Origin of the sequence: Streptomyces pristinaespiralis, assembly GCF_001278075.1 — a bacterium.
GTDB classification, from domain to species: domain Bacteria; phylum Actinomycetota; class Actinomycetes; order Streptomycetales; family Streptomycetaceae; genus Streptomyces; species Streptomyces pristinaespiralis.
Genome location: NZ_CP011340.1, coordinates 7912819 through 7930677, shown reverse-complemented (window position 1 = coordinate 7930677; position 17859 = coordinate 7912819). Strand labels below are relative to the sequence as shown.

Genomic DNA, 17859 nt, shown 5'->3' with positions numbered 1-17859 from the left:
GGGGATGACACTCCTACGGGATGGTGGGACGAGAGCTGCCGGTGGGGGTGTGTCCGCCGTGGACAGGCACAACGCTGGGCCGGTGGGCGGGTTCCGGCCCCGGAACCGCCTCCCGGACCGGTCCGGGAGCCGAATGGGGGCCTGTACGGGGTCTGTGCGCGAACAGGTCCTTGGACCTGTCCAGGGACTGTCCGGGAGCCGGTGCGGGGACGTGTCCTTGGACCTGTCCCCGCACCGGGTTCCGACCGGGGCCTGCCGGGAGCCGTCCCGGGCAGACCCGGGACGGCCCGGGCCAGGAGCTTCAGGCGGCCGCCGGGACCTTGGGGTCCGCGGCCTCGGGGGCGGCCGGGGCGGTGGCCGCCGACCCGGCCGGCTTGCGGCGGCTCTTGAGGAGGACCACCAGACCGGCGGTGACCACGGTGCCCGCGGCGATGGCCAGCAGGTAGACCAGCGGTCCGCCGATCAGCGGGACCACGAAGATGCCACCGTGCGGTGCGCGCAGCGTGGCGCCGAAGGCCATCGAGAGGGCGCCGGTGACCGCGCCGCCGGCCATCGCGGAGGGAATGACCCGCAGCGGGTCGGCCGCTGCGAACGGGATCGCGCCTTCGCTGATGAACGAGGCGCCGAGGACCCAGGCCGCCTTGCCGTTGTCCTGCTCCGCCTTGGTGAAGAGTTTCGCGCGCACGGTCGTCGCCAGTGCCATGCCGAGCGGCGGGACCATTCCGGCCGCCATCACCGCGGCCATGACCTTGAGGCTGCCGTCGGTGGGGGTCGCGAGGCCGCCCACCGCGAAGGCGTAGGCCACCTTGTTGACCGGGCCGCCGAGGTCGAAGCACATCATCAGGCCGAGCAGGACGCCGAGCAGCACGGCGTTGCCGCCGGACAGGCCGCTCAGCCAGTCGGTCATGGCCTTCTGGAGGGAGGCGATCGGTTTGCCGACGACGATGAACATCAGGAACCCGACGACCGCGGCGGAGATCAGCGGGATCACGACCACCGGCATGACGCCGCGCAGCACGGCCGGCACACGGACGCGCTGGATCGCCATCACCACGGCGCCCGCGATGAGGCCGGCGGCGAGTCCGCCGAGGAAGCCCGCGTTGATGGTGACGGCGATGGCGCCGCCCACGAACCCTGGTACGAGACCGGGCCGGTCGACCATGCCGTACGCGATGTATCCGGCGAGGACGGGAACCAGGAAGCCGAACGCGGCGCCGCCGGTCTGGAAGAGCAGGGCGGCCCAACTGGCGGCCTCCGTCCACACGAAGTGCTCGGCGACCGAGGGGGCGCTGTTGATCTCGTATCCGCCGATGGCGAAGGCCAGGGCGATGAGGAGACCGCCCGCGGCGACGAACGGCACCATGTAGCTGACTCCGGTCATCAGCCACTTGCGCAGCCGGGTGCCGAAGTGGTCGCCGGGGGCGCCGGTGTCCATGGGCGCCGTGGCGGCGGCCGCGGCGGTGGTCTCACCGCGGGCGGCCTTGCCGCGTACGTCCGCGATGAGTTCGGCGGGCCGGTTGATGGCGGCCTTGACGCCGACGTCGACGGTCGGCTTGCCGGCGAACCGGTCCTTCTCCCTGACCTCCACGTCGTGCGCGAGGATCACGGCGTCGGCTGCGGCGATCACCCCCGGGTCGAGGCGGGTGAATCCGGCGGAACCCTGGGTCTCGACGACGACGTCGACGCCCGCGGCCTCGCCGGCCTTCTGCAGCGACTCGGCGGCCATGTAGGTGTGGGCGATCCCGGTGGGACAGGAGGTGACGGCCACGATCCGGAAGGGGGCGGCCGCGGCCGGAACCTCACCGGCGGCCTCGGGGGCGGCCGCGGCCGGAACCTCACCGGCGGCCTCGGGAGCACCGGTGGCCCCGGCCGGCGCCGGGGCCTCCTCGCCACGGATCAGGGCCGCGACCGCCGCCGGGTCTCGCTCGGCGCGCAGCGCGTCGGTGAACTCCGCGTCCATGAGCCGCCGGGCCAGGGCGGAGAGAATCGTCAGGTGGTCGTCGTCGGCGCCCGCCGGCGCGGCTATCAGGAAGATCAGGTCGGCGGGCCCGTCCGGGGCGCCGAAGTCGATCCCCCTGGCGCTGCGGCCGAAAGCGAGGGTGGGGGCGGTGACGTGCTCGCTCCGGCAGTGCGGAATGCCGATGCCGCCGTCGAGTCCGGTCGGCATCTGCGCCTCGCGGGCCGCCACGTCGGCGAGGAAGCCGTCGAGGTCGGTGACGCGGCCGGCCGCGACCATCCGCTCTGCGAGGGACCGGGCGGCGGTCTGCTTGGTCTCGGCGGCCAGGTCGACGTCGACCAGTTCTGCGGTGATCAACTCACTCATCACGCGGCTCCTTGCTCGCGAACCGCCCGAGGGCGGTGGTGGGACGTGGTGGGCGGGCCCCGGTGCCGACACGGCCGCAGGACCGCGCACCGGTACGAGGGGGACGGTGGGCCCGGCCCGGACGGAAGGTCATGACGCCGGCTCCCCGAGGACGCGGTCGAGGGGGACGGAAGCGGTGACCGTCACCGCTTCCGGGTCCAGGTCGGCCGGTGACGGCATGACACTGCCCGGCAGTTGCACGGCGGCGGTGCCGTGGGCGACCGCGGCCGCAAGGGCGGCGGGGCCGGCGCCGCCCGCGGTGAGGAAGCCGGCGAGGGAGGCGTCCCCGGCGCCGACGTTGCTGCGGACGGCGTCGGCCGGGGCCTGGCCGAACCAGACGCCGGTGTCGTCCACGAGCAGCTGGCCGTCCGCGCCCAGGCTGGCCAGCACCGCACCGGCGCCCCGGTCGCGCAGTTCCTCCGCCGCCTTGACGGCGTCGCCGACGGTGGCCAGCGGCCGGCCGACGGCTTCCGCGAGTTCCTCCGCGTTGGGTTTGACCACGTCGGGCCGCTCCCGCAGCGCGGCGGTCAGGGCGGCTCCGGACGTGTCGAGGGCGACACGGGCACCGGCCCGGTGGGTCCGTGCCACGAGTTCCGCGTACCACTCGGGACGCAGGCCGCGCGGCAGGCTTCCGCAGCAGGCGATCCAGTCCGCCTCCGCCGAGCGGGTGCGGACGGTCTCCAGCAGCGCCTCCGCCTCCGCCGGGGCGAGGTCGGGTCCGGCGGCGTTGACCTTGGTCAGTGTGCCGTCACGCTCGACGAGGGTGATGTTGACCCGGGTCGAACCGGCGACGGGGACGCCGGCGGCCTCGATGCCGTGCTCGCCGAGCAGCCGGTCGAGCAGCGCGCCCTCCGGGCCGCCGAGCGGTACGACGGCGACGGTGCGGTGGCCGGCCGCGGCGACGGCCCGGGAGACGTTGACGCCCTTGCCGCCGGGGTCGACCCGGTCCCCGGCCGCGCGCAGCACGGCTCCGCGGTCCAGGGACGGCAGTTCGTAGGTGCGGTCCAGGCTCGGGTTGGGAGTGACGGTGAGGATCATGCGCGGACGACCTCCGTGCCCTGCCGCTCGATGGAGCGTGCGTCGTCGGTGCTCAGACCCGTGTCGGTGATCAGCAGGTCCACGTTGGCCAGGTCACCGAAGCGCGCGAAGTGCTGCTGCCCGAACTTGGTGGAGTCGGCGAGCAGGACGACCCGGCGTGCGGCGGCGATCGCGGCCCGCTTGACGGCCGCCTCCGCCAGGTCGGGGGTGGTCAGGCCGCCCTCGACCTCGAAACCGTTGGTGGCGAGGAAGACGACGTCCGCCTTGATCTCGCCGTACGCGCGCAGGGCCCAGGCGTCGACGGCGGCGCGGGTGCGGTGCCGGACGCGCCCGCCGACCAGGTGGAGGGCGATGCCGGGGTGGTCGGCGAGGCGGGCGGCGACCGGCAGCGCGTGGGTGACGACGGTCAGCCCGGATTCCACCGGGATACCGGCCGCCAGTCGTGCGGACGTGGTGCCGGCGTCCAGGATCACGCTGCCGTCGCCGGGCAGCTCGCCCAGCGCGGCCCGCGCGATCCGTTCCTTCTCGTCGGCGGCGACCGTGTCCCGCTCCGCGAGGTCGGGCTCGAAGTCGAGGTGCTCGGCCGGGATGGCGCCGCCGTGCACACGCCGCACCAGCCCTGCCCGGTCGAGGGCCTTCAGGTCGCGTCGCACGGTTTCCGCGGTGACCTGGAACTCCTCGGCGAGGGACAGCACATCCACCCGACCGCTTTCGCGGGCCAGGCGCATGATCTCCTGCTGACGCTCCGCAGCGAACATGTGGTTTTACATCCGTTTCCATGACCGAGTCTGTGGTTTTCCCCGATGCTACGCACGAACCACAGAGAAGTAAACAGATCCGGGCATGCAAACGGACAGAAACAGGCCGGAGGGTCAGCGAGGGGGCAGACCGTGATCGCGGAGCCGGCCGACGGACAGCCCGCGTGCCCGGCAGTCCGCCACGACCGGGCCGAGCGCCCCGAGAGCCGCTCGCCACGAGCCGGGAGCGCTCATCGCGTCGGTGTCGTGCAGCAGCACCGTCGCCCCGCCCCGCAGGGTCCTGCCCAGTTCCGCGCGCACGCTCCCGGGCGTCGCCTCGGCCGTCCAGTCACGCCCCCAGGACGTCCACAGCACCGGGCGCAGCGCGTTGGCCCTGGCCGCGTACCACCGCCCGCCGGTGAGGATCCCGTAGGCGGGCCGGTACCAGAGCGGCCGCTCGCCGCAGATCTCCGTGACCAGGTCCGCCGTGCGGGCCAGGTCACGTACGTCCCGCGACGGCCGCGGGTACCAGGGCCGCTCGTGGTGCCAGCCGTGCACGGCCAGTTCGTGGCCCTCCGCCGCCATCCGCCTGCCCAGTCCGGGGTGCTGCGCGAGCCGGCTCCCGAGCACGAAGAAGGTCGCCCGTACGGAGAGTTCGTCCAGGGCCCGCAGGAAGTGCGGTGTGCTGCCGGGGTCGGGTCCGTCGTCGAACGTCAGCGCCACCCGGTCCCCGTCGCCACGCCCGTCGAGCACGGGGGCGAGAGCGCCGCGCACGCCGGGAAGCCAGGTCGCCGCGGGCCCGATGTGCGCGCCGGCCGCGACGAGCGCCGCTCCCGTGACCGCCAGGGCGGCGGTGGATCCGTTCATGGGGCTCACCATTTCCCCGTACCCTCCGCGTCCTCCCCGATGAGCGGGGACCTGGCCAGTTCCACACAGCCGCCGATCAGCAGGCCGAGTGCCAGCACCTCCAGCGGCGTACGCCACTCCAGGTTCAGGTTCTCCTGGAACAGCACCACTCCCAGCACCACGCTCAGCAGGGCGTCACCCAGCGTCAGCGCGGGCTGCGAGGCAGCCAGCGAACCCGCCCGGAGCGCCACCTGGAGCAGCAGGAAACTGCCGAGTCCCACGGCCATGGCCGCGTACAGCTGCCAGGTCGTGAACACCGCGCCGACGCCCTCCGGCAGCCGGCCCAGCGCGTCCTTCAACAGCACGGCGGTGCAGGCGAAGCCGATCGCCGTCGCGGTGCCCAGCACCGCCGCGCGCGGAGAGGACGGAAGCCGGATCGAGACCGCGATCAGCACGGCGACCGCGGCGGCGAGGGAGAGCCCGGCCCATGCCCAGTGCGCGGCCGGCACCGTATCGCGGCCGCCGGACGGGGCGGCCAGCGCGAGGAACCCGCCGAGGCCGACCGCCATCGCCACGAACGCCACCTGGGTGCGCCGGTCGGGCCGGCGCCGGAAGGCGATGCCTCCGACCAGCAGGGTGAACAGCAGTTCCGTGCTCATCACCGGCTGCACCACGGCGAGCGGCCCGGTCGCCAGCGCCAGCGCCTGCAGAGCCCCCGACACGACGAGCATCGCCGCGCCCCACATCCACCCCGGCCGACGCAGCAGCGCCATGGCCGTCGTGGTGGGCATGTCCGCGAGCGCCCGCCTCTGGAGCACGGAGGCCGCGGCGTTGGCGAGCGCGGCGAGCAGCGCCAGGCAGACGGACAGTGCCGTCATCGCGCCATGTCCCGCCCGCGCGCCGGGCGGCTCGCCCGGCGCTCGCGCTCCCCTGGGCCCGGCTCCGGGGTCGAAGCGGCGCGGGACCGACGGAACATGCGGACCTCCCGGATCACGGACCGAGCGGGTCCAGCCTGTCGAGTAACGGGTCCAGCCTGTCGGGGAACGGGCCGGTCGCCGTCCGACAGCAGGGCCCGCGGGCGCCGGTTCACCCGATCGGTCCAGCCTGTCCCCCTTGCGGGCACCGGCGGCGCCGGTCCGGGGCCACCATGGACCGGACGGATCTGTCCGGCGCACAGGTGCCGAGGAGGTGGCCCCATGGGCGGGCGCTTCATGGTGCTCAGTGCGGGCATGGGGGCCGGTCACGACGCGGTCGCCGGTGAGATGGCGCGCAGGCTCGCCGCTTCGGGCCACGAGGTGCTGGTGCGGGACGTGCTGACCCTCCTGCCGCCCGGTGCCGGACGGGCCCTGCGGGCGTCGTACCGCTTCTCCGTACGACATGCTCCCGGTCTCTACGCGGGCGTCCACGCGGTGTTCCTCGCGCCGCGGAACGGCGCGGGCCGGCCGCCGTCACGCCGCGGCCCGCTCACGGAAATGGCCCCGCTGACCGCACTCGCGGAGGGCCGGCTGGGCGCGCTCGTCCGCGACCGGCGCCCCGACGCCGTGGTGTCGACCTTCCATCTGGCCGGTCAGATCACCGGCCGGATGCGCGACCGCGGCACCCTGGCGGTCCCGAGCGCGGTCTTCGTCACCGACTTCGCCGTGCACCGCGGCTGGCTCCACCCGGGCAACGACCTGTATCTGTGCGTCACCGACACGTGCGCGCAGGCGGTACGCGCGGCGACCGGCCGGCCGGCGGCCGCCCCCGGGCCGGTGGTGCCGCCGGAGTTCGGCCGTCCGGCCGCGCAGGACCCGCCCGGCTGGGCCGACGGCCGGCCGCCGGTACTGATCTGCACCGGAGCGTGGGGCGTGGGGTCCGGGCTGACACGCACCGCGGAGGTGCTCGCGCGCCACGGCTGCCTCCCCGTGCTGCTGTGCGGCCGTGACGAACGGCTGCGCCGCCGGGCGGGCGCGGTGCCGGGCGCCGTCGCGCTGGGCTGGGTGGACGATCTGCCGGAACTGATGGCCCACGCACGGCTGTTGATCGACAACGCGGCCGGCCAGACCGCGGTGCAGGCTCTCGCCGCGGGCGTTCCCGTCATCGGCTACCGGCCGATCGCCGGCCACGGGGTCAAGGGCGTGCGCGCGATGGCGGCGGAGGGCGTGACGGCGTGGGCGGGCAGCATCGGCGACCTGGTGGCCCGTGTACGTGAGTTGGTGGCGCCGGGTGCGACGAGGGACCGTCAGGTCGCGCGCGCCGCGGCCTTGTTCCGCGGCGACGCGGCGCGCCTCGTCGCCGCCCTGCCCGGCGGCGGTCCGCCGGGCGCCTGAGACGGGCCCGGAGGCGACGGCCTTCGCCGGCCCGGCCGAACCGCTCGGCCGAAACACCCGAAGAACTCAGCCGAAGCGCTCAGCCGAAGCGCTCGGCCAGCCGCCGGAACACGAGGGGCACCGCTCCGTGGATGCGGGCCGGCAGCCGCAGCCACCTCGGCAGGAAGATCTCGGCACGAGGCCGCATCATCACCGCACGCCAGACCGCGTCGGCCACCTCCTCCGGCGTGAGGGCCTTCAGACCGGAGCGACGGGGCGGGGTACCGCGCCGTTCGAAGAACGGCGTGTCGACGATGCCGGGCAGCACCAGGCAGATCGTCACGCCGGTCCCTCTCAGTTCGTACGCGAGACTGTCGGCGAAGGTGCCCAGCGCCGCCTTGGCGGCCGAGTACACGGCCTCGTCGCCGACGCCCACCGCACCGGCGATGGAACCCAGCAGCACGATGCGTCCCCTGCCCCGCTCGATCATCTGCGGCAGGAGGTGACGCACCAGGTGCACCACGGACGCCAGGTCGACGGCCAGCACCTCGTCGATCGCCGAAGCCGGTATGTCGGTGAACGGCCCCGCCCAGCCGACGCCGGCCGCCGCCACCAGGACGTCCACGCGGCCGGCGGATCCGATGGCCGCTGCGGCGATCCGGCTCGCGCTCGCCGGGTCGGTCAGGTCGGCCCGCAGGGCGGTTCCGCCTGTGCGCGCCGCCACCTGGTCCAGTCGCTCCGCGTCACGTCCGTGCAGGAGCAGCCGCCAGCCCGCGGTGGCGGCGAAACGGGTCGCGACGGCGGCCCCGATGCCGGAGGACGCCCCGGTGATCAGCATCACCGGCCCTTGCGCTCTTCCCTGTCCTTCCGGCATCACAGGCTCGTCAGCAGTTGCGGAGAGATGTTCTTGATCATGGTGTTGGTCCAGCGCATCTGTCGGAGCGTCTGCGGGTGGCACGAAGAGGCGAGGTCGAGCAGCCGGGTGTCCTTCGACGCCTGGGCCACCTGCGCGAGCATCTCCCAGTGGAGGGAGTTCTCCGCGGCGTCCAGGTGCAGATCGCGCAGGTCGCGCAGGAGCAGCAGGCCGGGCTCCGGCCGGTGTCCGACGGCCTGCGCCGCCTTCTCGCGCACCAGCGTCAGCAGTCCGGGCGCGGGCTTCGCCGGGGCGTCGTCCAGCTCGAGCCCGTAGGCGCGGGCGGTTCCGGTCAGCCGTTCGACGTGTTCCCGGGACCAGCCCGCGAGGTCCTTGGCGACGTGGTGGACCTCGTGCTCCGTGCTGTGCCGGTCCGCCACGGTGAGCAGTTCCCCGGCCAGGTGCCGCTCGCCGTGGTGGAGGACGCGCAGGGTGAGGGTGATGCCGTTCACCGCCGGCCCCCTTCCCGCGCCGGCCGGTCGTCCGTCGTCTGCCGCGCGAGGGCGTCGGGGCCGCCTTGCGTCGCGGGGACGCCGGCGTCACGGCCGGGCCGGGAGGCTGTGGTCGTGGGGGCGGGAGAGTGCTGCCCGCCGCCCTTCTCCACGAGGGTGAGCGTCGCGGCGGCGGTCTTGAACAGCGGCTGCTTGGAGGCCGCGTCCCAGTCCGTGATGGTGGTCTCGTTGGCCGCCCGGCCCGGGACGGTGGCGTTGGGGCCGGAGCCGGCGGGCGTGTCCCAGTAGCCGTAGTGGAAGGGCACGAACAGCGTTCCCCGCCGCAGTCCGGTCACGCGCAGCCGCCCCCGCAGGGAGCCTCGCGGGGAGCCGACCTCGACGAGGTCTCCCTCGGCGAGGTCTCGTGCGGCGGCGTCGGCCTCGGAGATCTCCACCCACACGTCGGGCGCGGCCGCGTTCAGCTGCGGTGCGCGTCCGGTCTTCGTGCGGGTGTGGAAGTGGTAGACGGTGCGCCCCGTCGTCAGCTGGAACGGGTAGTCCTGGCTCGGTGCCTCGTGCAGCGGCAGGAACTCGGCGGCCTTGAGCATGGCCTTTCCGTCGGGGTTGAGCGAGCGGTACTCGACGACGCTCGTCGAGGCGCCGGTCACCAGGTCCTTGCCGTAGGCCTCGCAGCGGTCGGGGTGCGCCCAGCTGATCCCGTCGGTGTACAGACGCGGCGTGCCGGAGGGGTCGTCCTTGGTGCAGGGCCACTGGATTCCGCTGCCGCCGCGGAGCAGGCCGTACGAAAGACCGGTGTAGTCGCAGGGCCGGCCGGCGCTGCAGCGCTTCCACGCCTCGAACGCGGACTCGGGATCGTGCCAGGGGATCAGCGGGCCGCCGTCCTTGTCGCGGAAGTCCATGCGGGCGGCGTAGTCGAGGAAGATGTCCAGGTCGGGCCTGGCCTCGCCGGGCGGCTCCACGGCCTTGTCGGACAGGTGGACGGTGCGGTCCGCGTTGGTGAAGGTGCCGGTCTTCTCGCCCCAGGTCGCCGCCGGCAGGACGACGTCGGCCAGTTGGGCGGTCTCGGTGAGGAACAGGTCCTGCACCACCACGAACAGTCTTTCGCCGGAGAGGATCGAGCGGATCCGTGCGAGCTCGGGCAGTGAGACGGCCGGGTTGGTGCCGCTGATCCACAGCATCCGGACGGAGCCCTGCTCGGCGTAGCGGAAGATCTGCATGGCATGGGTGGGCGGAGCGTAGTGCGGGATCGTGGCCGGTTCGACGTTCCACACCTCGGCCAGGTCGGCCACGTGCTCGTCGTTCTCCCAGTTCCGGAATCCCGGCAGGTCGCCGTTGGCGCCGCACTCCCTGGTGTTCTGGGCGGTGGGCTGCCCGTTCATCTGCAGCACCCCGGCGCCCGGCCGTCCGAGCATCCCGCGGATCAGGTGCAGGTTGTTGATCTGGACGGCGGCCGCCGTCGCCTGATGGGACTGGTAGACGCCCTGAAGCACCGTGGAGAGCAGCCGGTCGGCGCCGCCGAGCACTTCCGCCGCCTCCACGATCAGCCTGGCGGGTACGTCGCAGACGGCGGCCGCCCACTCGGCGGTGCAGTCCTTCACCCGCGCGGCGAGCTCCTCGAAGCCGACCGTGTGTGCCTCGATGTACGCGTGGTCCACCCGGTCGTGACGGATCGTCTCGTGCAGCAGCGCGTTGAGGAGCGCCACATTGGTCCCGACGCGCGGCGCGAGGTGCACCGTGGCGTGGCGTGCCACCTGGGTGGGGCGCGGATCGACGCAGACCAGCCGCGGCGGATCGGCCCCCTCCAGCCGGTCGAGCACGCGCATCCACTGCACCGGCTGCGTCTCTGCCAGGTTGTGGCCGAACAGGGCGATCACGTCGGCGTGGTCGATGTCGTCGTAGCTGCCCGGCTGTCCGTCGCAGCCGAAGGACTCCTTGAGAGCCTCCGCGGCGGTGGAGGTGCACAGTCGGGTGTTGCCGTCGAGGTGGTTCGTCCGGATGCCGGCCCGGGCCAGGACCGCGAGGGTGTAGTACTCCTCCAGGAACAACTGGCCCGAGGTGTAGAAGCCGATGGAGCCGGGGCCGCGTTCGTCGAGGAGCTCGCGGGAGCGGGCGACGACCCGGTCCATCGCGGTCGGCCAGTCGGTCTCCACCAGCCGTCCGTCCTGGCGGATCAGCGGCCTCGTCAGCCGGTCGGGCGAGGCGTTCGCCTGCCAGGCGAAGAGGTCCTTGGGCCCCAGCCGGCCCCGGTTGACCCGGTCGACCGCCCTGCCCCGCACACCGACCATGCGGCCGTCCTTGACGGCGATGTCCATCGCGTCCCCGTCCGAGTGCAGGATCGAGGCCGACTGCACCCACCGCTGCACCTCGTGCTCCGCGACGCCCCGGGCGAGGTGGGTGTCGACGCGGGTCGGCCACGCGCCGTGCCGCGGGTACGGGGTTCGACCGCCCCAGGGCTCGGCGATCCGGTCCACCGACTCTTCCATGTCGACCTCCCTCGTCGTTCGAGGCGGTACGGGTCGTACCGACCGCACAGAAGTACCCGGGATCGGCAGGCCGTAACGCCCCGTGCACGCGTGCGGGCGTCGGTGGCTGCCCGGGCGCGGGGACCCGACGGGCCGTCACCCGAACAGCGGATGTCGTAAATAGCCCCTTGGGCCCCACACATATACATTGCACCGGTATATGTCCTTGGGGTCGCCGCCTGTGGGCGCAACCGCGCCCGGAGCCAGGGCAGACGGCACCCGAACGTACGGGAGTTCGTGTGGCATCTGAGTCAGGTTCTCGCCTCGATGTGCAGTCGGAAGACGCCTATGAGGACGAGCTGCCCGTACACCGAAGGCAGCCCGGCAACATCGTCGTGAAGTGGCTGACCACCACCGACCACAAGACGATCGGCACGCTCTACCTCGTCACCTCGTTCATGTTCTTCCTCATCGGCGGGGTGATGGCGCTCTTCATGCGCGCCGAGCTTGCCCGGCCGGGCACGCAGATCATGTCGAACGAGCAGTTCAACCAGGCGTTCACGATGCACGGCACCGTGATGCTGCTGATGTTCGCGACGCCGCTGTTCGCCGGTTTCGCGAACTGGATCATGCCGCTGCAGATCGGCGCGCCGGACGTGGCCTTCCCTCGTCTGAACATGTTCGCGTACTGGCTGTACCTCTTCGGCTCGCTGATCGCGGTGGCCGGCTTCCTCACCCCGCAGGGTGCGGCCGACTTCGGCTGGTTCGCCTACGCCCCGCTCTCGGACGCCATCCACTCCCCCGGCGTGGGCGGCGACATGTGGGTGATGGGGCTGGCGTTCTCCGGCTTCGGCACGATCCTCGGCTCGGTCAACTTCATCACCACGATCATCTGCATGCGCGCTCCCGGCATGACGATGTTCCGGATGCCGATCTTCACCTGGAACGTGCTGCTGACCGGTGTGCTGGTCCTGCTCGCCTTCCCGGTCCTGGCGGCCGCGCTGTTCGCCCTGGAGGCGGACCGCAAGTTCGGCGCCCACATCTTCGACGCGACCAACGGCGGCGCGTTGCTGTGGCAGCACCTCTTCTGGTTCTTCGGCCATCCCGAGGTGTACATCATCGCCCTGCCGTTCTTCGGCATCGTGACCGAGATCCTGCCGGTCTTCTCGCGCAAGCCGCTCTTCGGTTACATCGGTCTCATCGGTGCGACGATCGCGATCGCCGGTCTGTCCGTGACGGTGTGGGCCCACCACATGTACGTCACGGGCGGCGTGCTGTTGCCGTTCTTCTCGTTCATGACGTTCCTCATCGCCGTGCCGACCGGTGTGAAGTTCTTCAACTGGATCGGCACGATGTGGAGAGGGTCGTTGTCGTTCGAGACACCGATGCTGTGGGCGATCGGCTTCCTCGTGACGTTCCTGTTCGGCGGTCTGACGGGTGTCATCCTCGCGTCGCCGCCGCTGGACTTCCACGTCTCCGACTCGTACTTCGTCGTCGCGCACTTCCACTACGTCGTCTTCGGCACCGTGGTGTTCGCGATGTTCGCCGGATTCCACTTCTGGTGGCCGAAGTTCACGGGCAAGATGCTGGACGAGCGGCTCGGCAAGATCACCTTCTGGACGCTGTTCACCGGCTTCCACGGCACGTTCCTGGTGCAGCACTGGCTCGGGGCCGAGGGCATGCCCCGCCGGTACGCGGACTACCTCGCAGCCGACGGCTTCACCGCCCTGAACACGGTGTCGACGATCGCCTCGTTCCTGCTGGGCATGTCGATGCTGCCGTTCATGTACAACGTCTGGAAGACGGCGAAGTACGGTCGGCAGCTCACGGTCGACGACCCGTGGGGCTACGGCCGTTCGCTCGAGTGGGCGACCTCCTGCCCGCCGCCGCGGCACAACTTCACCACGCTCCCCCGGATCCGCTCGGAATCGCCGGCGTTCGACCTGCACCACCCGGCGATCGCCACTCTGGACGAGGCGTCGGACACCGGTCGCCGGGACGTCGTCGAACCGGGGAAGGGGATCGCGCCGCCCCTCGGCGAGGGGAAGGACAACCGGTGAGGGGCCCGGTGCGGCAGACCGAACCGGAGGTCGCCGCGGGGATCGCCAGGCTCGAGGGCTATCTGCTCGCGCAGAGCCGGCTGAAGGAGGCCCGGCAGGAGGCGGAGGCCTTCGCCGGCCGGATGCCGTGGCTGACCGGCGCGCAGCGCGAGGAGGTCGTCCGCGTCTACACCCAGGACCGCATCGCCCTGTCACGGCGCGTGCTGGAGGGGCTGGTGTCCCGGGCCGACGAGCTGCGGCTCGAATACACCGCGCGGTACGAGGAGCTACGGCGCCGGCTGCTGTGCGGGGGCGTCGTGGCGGTCCTCGTCTCGGCGGTCCTGTGCGCCTTCGCCGGCCTGCTGGCCCTCCACCGCTGACGAAGGCGCCGCACGCCGGGATCCCGCCCCACCACCCGGCGGGATACTGGTGGCGTGAGCAGTGCACCGCCCCGGATCCGCGGTCTGCGGCGGCAACTCGGCAGCAGCATCTTCGCCCGGGTCGCAGGCCCCGCGGCGGCGCAGACGCGTGCCCGTATCCATGACACCCCCGGGCCCCGCTGGTTCGGGCCCGACCGGCCCATCCGTACCGTCCACGGCGACGCCTCGATGTTCATCGGCGGGCTCAGCGCCCTGCTGCTCCAGTCGCTCCATCCGCTGGCGATGGCGGCCGTCGCGGCCCACTCCGGATTCCGGGGCGATCCGTGGGGGCGCCTGCAGCGCACCAGCACGTTCCTGGCCGTGACGACGTACGGCACCGCCGACGACGCCCAGGAAGCGGTGGACACCGTACGGGCCATCCACGAGAGCGTCACGGGCCGGACCCCCGCCGGCGAGCCGTACCGTGCCGCGGACCCGCATCTGCTCGGCTGGGTGCATGTCGCCGAGGTCGACAGCTTCCTGCGCGCCCATCAGCGTTTCGGCGCCCGTCCGCTCGACGGCGCGGGCTGCGACGGGTACCTCGCCGACGCGGCACGGGTCGCCGCCGCCCTGGGAGTGCTCGACCCCCCGCGCGACCGGACCGCACTGGCCGAGCGGATCGCCGCCTACCGCCCCGAGCTGCGCCCCTCGCGGGAGGCCCTGGAGGCGGCCCGCTTCATACTTCTCCGTCCTCCGCTGCCCCTGCCCGCCCGGGTCCCGTACGCGGTCCTGGCCGCGAACGCCGTCGCGCTGCTGCCGCCGTGGGCGCGGAAGCCGCTCGGGCTGCCGTACGCGCCGACGCTCGAACGCTGCTGTGTGAGCCCGAGCGGCACCCTCCTCACGGGCGCGATCCGGTGGGCCATGGCATCGCCTCCCCCGCCGCCCGAGCCGTCCTGACCCGCCCCGGGCCGCACCCCGAGCGGGTCCTGGTCCGCGGAAATACAATGAACGCGGGCTGTACGGCCCAGCCGGCCGAAGCCCTGTGCGCCGCACGAGACCGGGCCGGTCGACCTTCCAAGGCAGTTCGGAGCGGTCCATGACCCGGCGTCGTCCCGTGCGATCGGCGACCGCGGACGAGATGCTGACCATGCTCGGCCGCCTCACCGACCGCGCGCGGGAAGGCGCGGAACGGCAGAAGGCCCGGGTCGAACTCGCCGAGGCGCTCCAGCGGTCGATGCTGCCGGCAGAACTTCCCACGGCGCCGGGGCTGCGGGTCGCGGCCCGGTACACGCCCGCCAGGAACGGTCTCGACATCGGCGGCGACTGGTTCGACGGCTTCTTCCTGCCGGACGGCTCCCTCGGTTTCTCCATAGGCGACGTGCAGGGCCACGATGTGGAGGCCGCCGCCTTCATGGGGCAGGTCCGCATGGGGCTGCGTGCCGTCGCCACGGCCACCACCGACCCCGGCGAAGTGCTGCGGCGCGCCAACGAACTGCTGCTCTCCGTCGACCACGGCCTCTTCGCGACATGCAGCTTCCTGCGCTACGAGCCGGCCACCGGCGTCCTGCAGAGCGCCCGCGCGGGTCATGTGCCGGCCGTGTGGGCGACGGCCGGCGGCGAGGGCGGGATCGTGGCGGACGAGGCGGGAGTGCCGCTGGGCATCCTGCCCGGCGAGGTGTATCCGGTGGCGGACCGGCTGCTGTCGGAGGGCAGCGCGTTCGTGCTGCTCACCGACGGCGTCGTCGAAGGCCCCACGTATCCGATCGAGGCCGGACTGGACGCGGTGGCAGAGCTGGTCCGCTCCGCCGTGCGGGAGAAAACGGACGTGGAAGAGCTGGCGACACAGGTGATGGGTACGGCGGCGCTCACCGATCACACGGACGACGCCGCCGTGCTGGTCCTCCTCCACGAGCCCGCGTAGAGCGCCGGCGGCCCCGCGCCCGCAGCGGCTCCTGGCAAGTTCGACGGCCCCGGCAGCGCGTGTCACGAGGACGCGGCGGCGACGCTCCTGTGTGATGAGTTGCGTGGTCCGCAGCGTGAAGATCCGGGGTCCGGCCGCAGCAGTGCTGCGTGTGCTCGCCGTCGCCGCCGCCTACTGGGCAGGCGGCCGGATCGGCCTGCTCCAGCAGGTGGTCGTGGAGGGGGCGGTGGTCACGCCCCTGTGGCCGCCCACGGGGATCGCGCTGGCCTGCCTGCTGTGGATGGGCGCCCGGGTCTGGCCCGGCATCGCGCTCGGCGCGCTGCTGACCATCGCCACGATCGACACCGTGGGCCCGGCCACGCTGGGCATCCTCGCCGGAAACACGCTCGCCCCGCTGGCCGCGTACCTGATGCTGCGGCGGGTCGGTTTCCACCCCGGCCTCGACCGGCTGCGGGACGGGCTGGCGCTGGTGTTCCTGGGCGCGCTGGGCGGCATGCTCGTCAGCGCGACGTTCGGCGCGTGCACCTTGGTGCTGAGCGGTTCGCTGCCGCTCGGCGAGTTCTGGCCGGTCTGGTCCGCGTGGTGGGCGGGGGACGCGATGGGCGTCCTGGTGATCACACCGCTGCTGCTGGTACTGCGCCGGGCGCACCTGCCGCGCGACATCCGGGCGTGGTGGTGGACGGAGGCGGCGGCCCTGGCCCTGGTCTCGGTCGCCGTGACGCTGCTGGCCACCCGGGTGAGCGTCTCCCTGCTGTTCTTGGTCTTCCCGATGCTGATCTGGGCGGCGCTGCGGTTCCAGCTGGCCGGTTCGGTGCCGTGCGCGGTGCTGATCTCGGTGCTGGCGATCTCGGCGGCGACCGAGGGAACGGGTCCGTTCACCGACCGCAGCATGCTGGAGGTCATGGTGGTGCTCCAGGCGCTGAACGGGTGCGCGGCGCTGACCGGCCTGCTGCTGGCGTCGATCGTCACCGAACAGATCGCCGTACGCCGCAGGATCGAGGACGCCTGCGCGGCACTCGCGGAGGTGGTGGAGCAGCTCGCTCCGGGAGACGCGGCCCATCTGTGGACGCCGCTCGACGACGGCCAGCGCGCCGGGGACCGGGGCCGGCCCGGCCGGCAGGGACCGGGCCGCCCGGACAGGGCTCCGGGGTAACGTCACCGCACGGGCCCGCGGGTGCGGGCGGAAGAGGAGCGCACCATGGGGGTTGCGATGACCGAGGAGTCCGAGCTGCGGCACCTGAGGCGCTGCGTGGAACTGGCGGCCGAAGCGGTGGAGGCCGGTGACGAGCCGTTCGGTTCGGTGCTGGTCGACGGTGACGGCAGGGTCCGCGCGGAGGACCGCAACCGGGAGACGTCGCTGGCCGACCAGACGCAGCATCCCGAGTTCGCACTCGCCCGATGGGCGGCCGAGCACATGACGGCACAGGAGCGGCGGGCGGCGACGGTCTTCACCTCGGGCGAGCACTGCCCGATGTGCGCGGCCGCCCACGGCTGGGTGGGACTCGGCCGCATCGTGTACATCGTCTCGTCGCGGCAGCTCGGCGAGTGGCTCGCCGAGCTGGGGGTGCCCGCCCCGCCCGTGCGGACCCTGCCCGTCCGGGAGATCGTGCCCGGCCTCGAGGTGCGGGGTCCGGTGCCGGAGCTCGCCGAGCAGGTGCACGATCTGCACCGGCGGTTCCGCGCGGGACGCTGAAAAACGCCGAGGCGCACCACCCGTGGCGGCTGCCGGGGTGGTGCGCCTTGCGCGGCGCCGGTCGGGGCCGACGGGCGCGGGTGCCGCGTTCGTGCGGGAAGACGCGGCCAGGGACGAGCGACGCCGCGGCCGGCGCTTTCGCGCCGGCCGCGGCGTCGGACCCGGTGACGGTGCGCCGGCACCGGGTCGGTGCGGGTGTCCGCGTCGTGGCGCGGATCAGTAGGCGGAGTCGACGTTGTCGATGGAGCCGTACTTGTCGGCGGCGTAGTTCGCGGCCGCGGTGATGTTGGCGACCGGGTCGGTCAGGTCGTGCGGGGTGCCGTCGACGTGGTAGGCCTCGAAGGTCGGCTGGATGACCTGCAGCAGCCCCTTGGACGGCGTGCCGTTCTGGGCGTTGACGTCCCAGTTGTTCTGGGCGTTCGGGTTACCGCTGGACTCACGCATGATGTTGCGGTGCAGACCCTCGTAGCTGCCCGGGATGCCCTCGGACTTCATGATGTCCAGAGCCTCCTTGATCCAGCCGTCGAGGTTGTCGGCGTAGACCTTCTTCTTGGCCTTCTTGGCCTTCTTGGCCTTGGCCGAGTCCTTCGCGTCCTTCGCGTCCTTCACCGTCTTCACCGTCGGCGCGTCGGCCGCCACAGAGACCGCGACCTTCGACGCGTCCGCGGCGGCCGGGGCCGCGCTGGCGGGCGAGGGGGCCATGGTGAGCGCCACGGCGGCGGCGCCGGCGGTGGCCATGCCGGTGATCG

At 72.9% G+C, this 17859-nt stretch carries 16 protein-coding genes; 7 read left to right on the top strand and 9 right to left on the bottom strand.

Annotated features, from left to right (window positions below; translation table 11 throughout):
- Window positions 1-301: 301 nt before the first annotated feature.
- The 5 genes from SPRI_RS34035 to SPRI_RS34015 all read right to left on the bottom strand — a co-directional run bounded on the left by SPRI_RS34035 (window position 302) and on the right by SPRI_RS34015 (window position 5861).
- Entirely contained in the window at window positions 302-2323 is a 2022-nt protein-coding gene (locus tag SPRI_RS34035; protein WP_053557642.1) for a PTS fructose transporter subunit IIABC, read from the bottom strand.
- 129 nt (window positions 2324-2452) lie between these two features.
- Complete coding sequence (gene pfkB / locus SPRI_RS34030; protein WP_053557641.1) at window positions 2453-3400, bottom strand: 1-phosphofructokinase; 948 nt, start codon at window positions 3398-3400, stop codon at window positions 2453-2455.
- Window positions 3397-4158, bottom strand: a complete 762-nt coding sequence (locus SPRI_RS34025; protein ID WP_005321188.1) for a DeoR/GlpR family DNA-binding transcription regulator — start codon at window positions 4156-4158, stop codon at window positions 3397-3399. Before SPRI_RS34025 ends, pfkB begins: the two co-directional genes overlap by 4 nt.
- A 114-nt stretch (window positions 4159-4272) precedes the next feature.
- Window positions 4273-5016, bottom strand: a complete 744-nt coding sequence (locus tag SPRI_RS34020) for a polysaccharide deacetylase family protein (RefSeq protein ID WP_078535432.1) — start codon at window positions 5014-5016, stop codon at window positions 4273-4275.
- Window positions 5010-5861: a DMT family transporter gene (locus SPRI_RS34015; protein ID WP_053557640.1), complete on the bottom strand. Its 852-nt coding sequence runs from the start codon at window positions 5859-5861 to the stop codon at window positions 5010-5012. The genes SPRI_RS34020 and SPRI_RS34015 overlap by 7 nt, the downstream gene beginning before the upstream one ends.
- A gap of 318 nt (window positions 5862-6179) precedes the next feature.
- Here SPRI_RS34015 and SPRI_RS34010 point away from each other — a divergent pair, with 318 nt between their 5' ends.
- Window positions 6180-7292 carry an MGDG synthase family glycosyltransferase gene (locus tag SPRI_RS34010; RefSeq protein WP_053557639.1) on the top strand — a complete coding sequence of 371 codons (1113 nt, stop codon included), beginning with the start codon at window positions 6180-6182 and terminating at the stop codon, window positions 7290-7292.
- 79 nt (window positions 7293-7371) lie between these two features.
- Here SPRI_RS34010 and SPRI_RS34005 read toward each other — a convergent pair whose 3' ends face one another.
- From SPRI_RS34005 to SPRI_RS33995, 3 genes are read right to left on the bottom strand one after another with little or no spacing between them, the layout of a single operon-like run.
- A complete protein-coding gene (locus tag SPRI_RS34005; RefSeq protein ID WP_234020462.1) occupies window positions 7372-8109 on the bottom strand; it encodes an SDR family NAD(P)-dependent oxidoreductase in 738 nt (245 codons plus the stop codon).
- 35 nt (window positions 8110-8144) lie between these two features.
- Entirely contained in the window at window positions 8145-8636 is a 492-nt protein-coding gene (locus tag SPRI_RS34000; RefSeq protein ID WP_005321179.1) for a hypothetical protein, read from the bottom strand.
- Window positions 8633-11119, bottom strand: coding sequence for a molybdopterin oxidoreductase family protein (locus SPRI_RS33995; RefSeq protein ID WP_005321177.1), 2487 nt, complete (start codon window positions 11117-11119; stop codon window positions 8633-8635). The genes SPRI_RS34000 and SPRI_RS33995 overlap by 4 nt, the downstream gene beginning before the upstream one ends.
- Window positions 11120-11427: 308 nt before the next feature.
- Here SPRI_RS33995 and ctaD point away from each other — a divergent pair, with 308 nt between their 5' ends.
- The 6 genes from ctaD (at window position 11428) to SPRI_RS33965 (ending at window position 17110) form a co-directional block, all read left to right on the top strand.
- On the top strand, window positions 11428-13158 hold the full coding sequence (gene ctaD, locus SPRI_RS33990) for an aa3-type cytochrome oxidase subunit I (RefSeq protein ID WP_005321176.1): 1731 nt from the start codon (window positions 11428-11430) through the stop codon (window positions 13156-13158).
- Window positions 13155-13517 (top strand): hypothetical protein, encoded by a 363-nt coding sequence (locus tag SPRI_RS33985; RefSeq protein WP_005321174.1) that lies wholly within the window; start codon window positions 13155-13157, stop codon window positions 13515-13517. Before ctaD ends, SPRI_RS33985 begins: the two co-directional genes overlap by 4 nt.
- 54 nt (window positions 13518-13571) lie before the next feature.
- Window positions 13572-14453 (top strand): oxygenase MpaB family protein, encoded by an 882-nt coding sequence (locus SPRI_RS33980; protein ID WP_005321173.1) that lies wholly within the window; start codon window positions 13572-13574, stop codon window positions 14451-14453.
- Between the two features lie 139 nt (window positions 14454-14592).
- A complete protein-coding gene (locus SPRI_RS33975; protein ID WP_005321172.1) occupies window positions 14593-15417 on the top strand; it encodes a PP2C family protein-serine/threonine phosphatase in 825 nt (274 codons plus the stop codon).
- A 103-nt stretch (window positions 15418-15520) separates the two neighbouring features.
- The gene (locus SPRI_RS33970) at window positions 15521-16570 is read left to right on the top strand and encodes an MASE1 domain-containing protein (protein WP_005321171.1); all 1050 of its coding nucleotides are present in this window, start codon (window positions 15521-15523) and stop codon (window positions 16568-16570) included.
- A 57-nt stretch (window positions 16571-16627) separates the two neighbouring features.
- A complete protein-coding gene (locus SPRI_RS33965; protein WP_053557638.1) occupies window positions 16628-17110 on the top strand; it encodes a nucleoside deaminase in 483 nt (160 codons plus the stop codon).
- A 216-nt stretch (window positions 17111-17326) separates the two neighbouring features.
- Here the strand turns inward: SPRI_RS33965 and SPRI_RS33960 are convergent, their stop codons facing one another.
- A complete protein-coding gene (locus SPRI_RS33960) occupies window positions 17327-17848 on the bottom strand; it encodes a transglycosylase SLT domain-containing protein (RefSeq protein ID WP_005321169.1) in 522 nt (173 codons plus the stop codon).
- Window positions 17849-17859 lie beyond the last annotated feature (11 nt).

Excerpts from the sequence above, each read along its gene's own strand:
- SPRI_RS33960 (WP_005321169.1), bottom strand. The coding sequence starts at position 17,848 with ATGGCCACCGCCGGCGCCGCCGCCGTGGCGCTCACCATGGCCCCCTCG.
- SPRI_RS33965 (WP_053557638.1), top strand. The coding sequence starts at position 16,628 with ATGACCGAGGAGTCCGAGCTGCGGCACCTGAGGCGCTGCGTGGAACTG.
- SPRI_RS34015 (WP_053557640.1), bottom strand. The coding sequence starts at position 5,861 with ATGACGGCACTGTCCGTCTGCCTGGCGCTGCTCGCCGCGCTCGCCAAC.
- SPRI_RS33995 (WP_005321177.1), bottom strand. The coding sequence starts at position 11,119 with ATGGAAGAGTCGGTGGACCGGATCGCCGAGCCCTGGGGCGGTCGAACC.
- SPRI_RS34010 (WP_053557639.1), top strand. The coding sequence starts at position 6,180 with ATGGGCGGGCGCTTCATGGTGCTCAGTGCGGGCATGGGGGCCGGTCAC.
- SPRI_RS34025 (WP_005321188.1), bottom strand. The coding sequence starts at position 4,158 with ATGTTCGCTGCGGAGCGTCAGCAGGAGATCATGCGCCTGGCCCGCGAA.
- pfkB (WP_053557641.1), bottom strand. The coding sequence starts at position 3,400 with ATGATCCTCACCGTCACTCCCAACCCGAGCCTGGACCGCACCTACGAA.
- SPRI_RS34005 (WP_234020462.1), bottom strand. The coding sequence starts at position 8,109 with ATGCTGATCACCGGGGCGTCCTCCGGCATCGGGGCCGCCGTCGCGACC.
- SPRI_RS34020 (WP_078535432.1), bottom strand. The coding sequence starts at position 5,016 with ATGGTGAGCCCCATGAACGGATCCACCGCCGCCCTGGCGGTCACGGGA.
- SPRI_RS33975 (WP_005321172.1), top strand. The coding sequence starts at position 14,593 with ATGACCCGGCGTCGTCCCGTGCGATCGGCGACCGCGGACGAGATGCTG.
- SPRI_RS34035 (WP_053557642.1), bottom strand. The coding sequence starts at position 2,323 with ATGAGTGAGTTGATCACCGCAGAACTGGTCGACGTCGACCTGGCCGCC.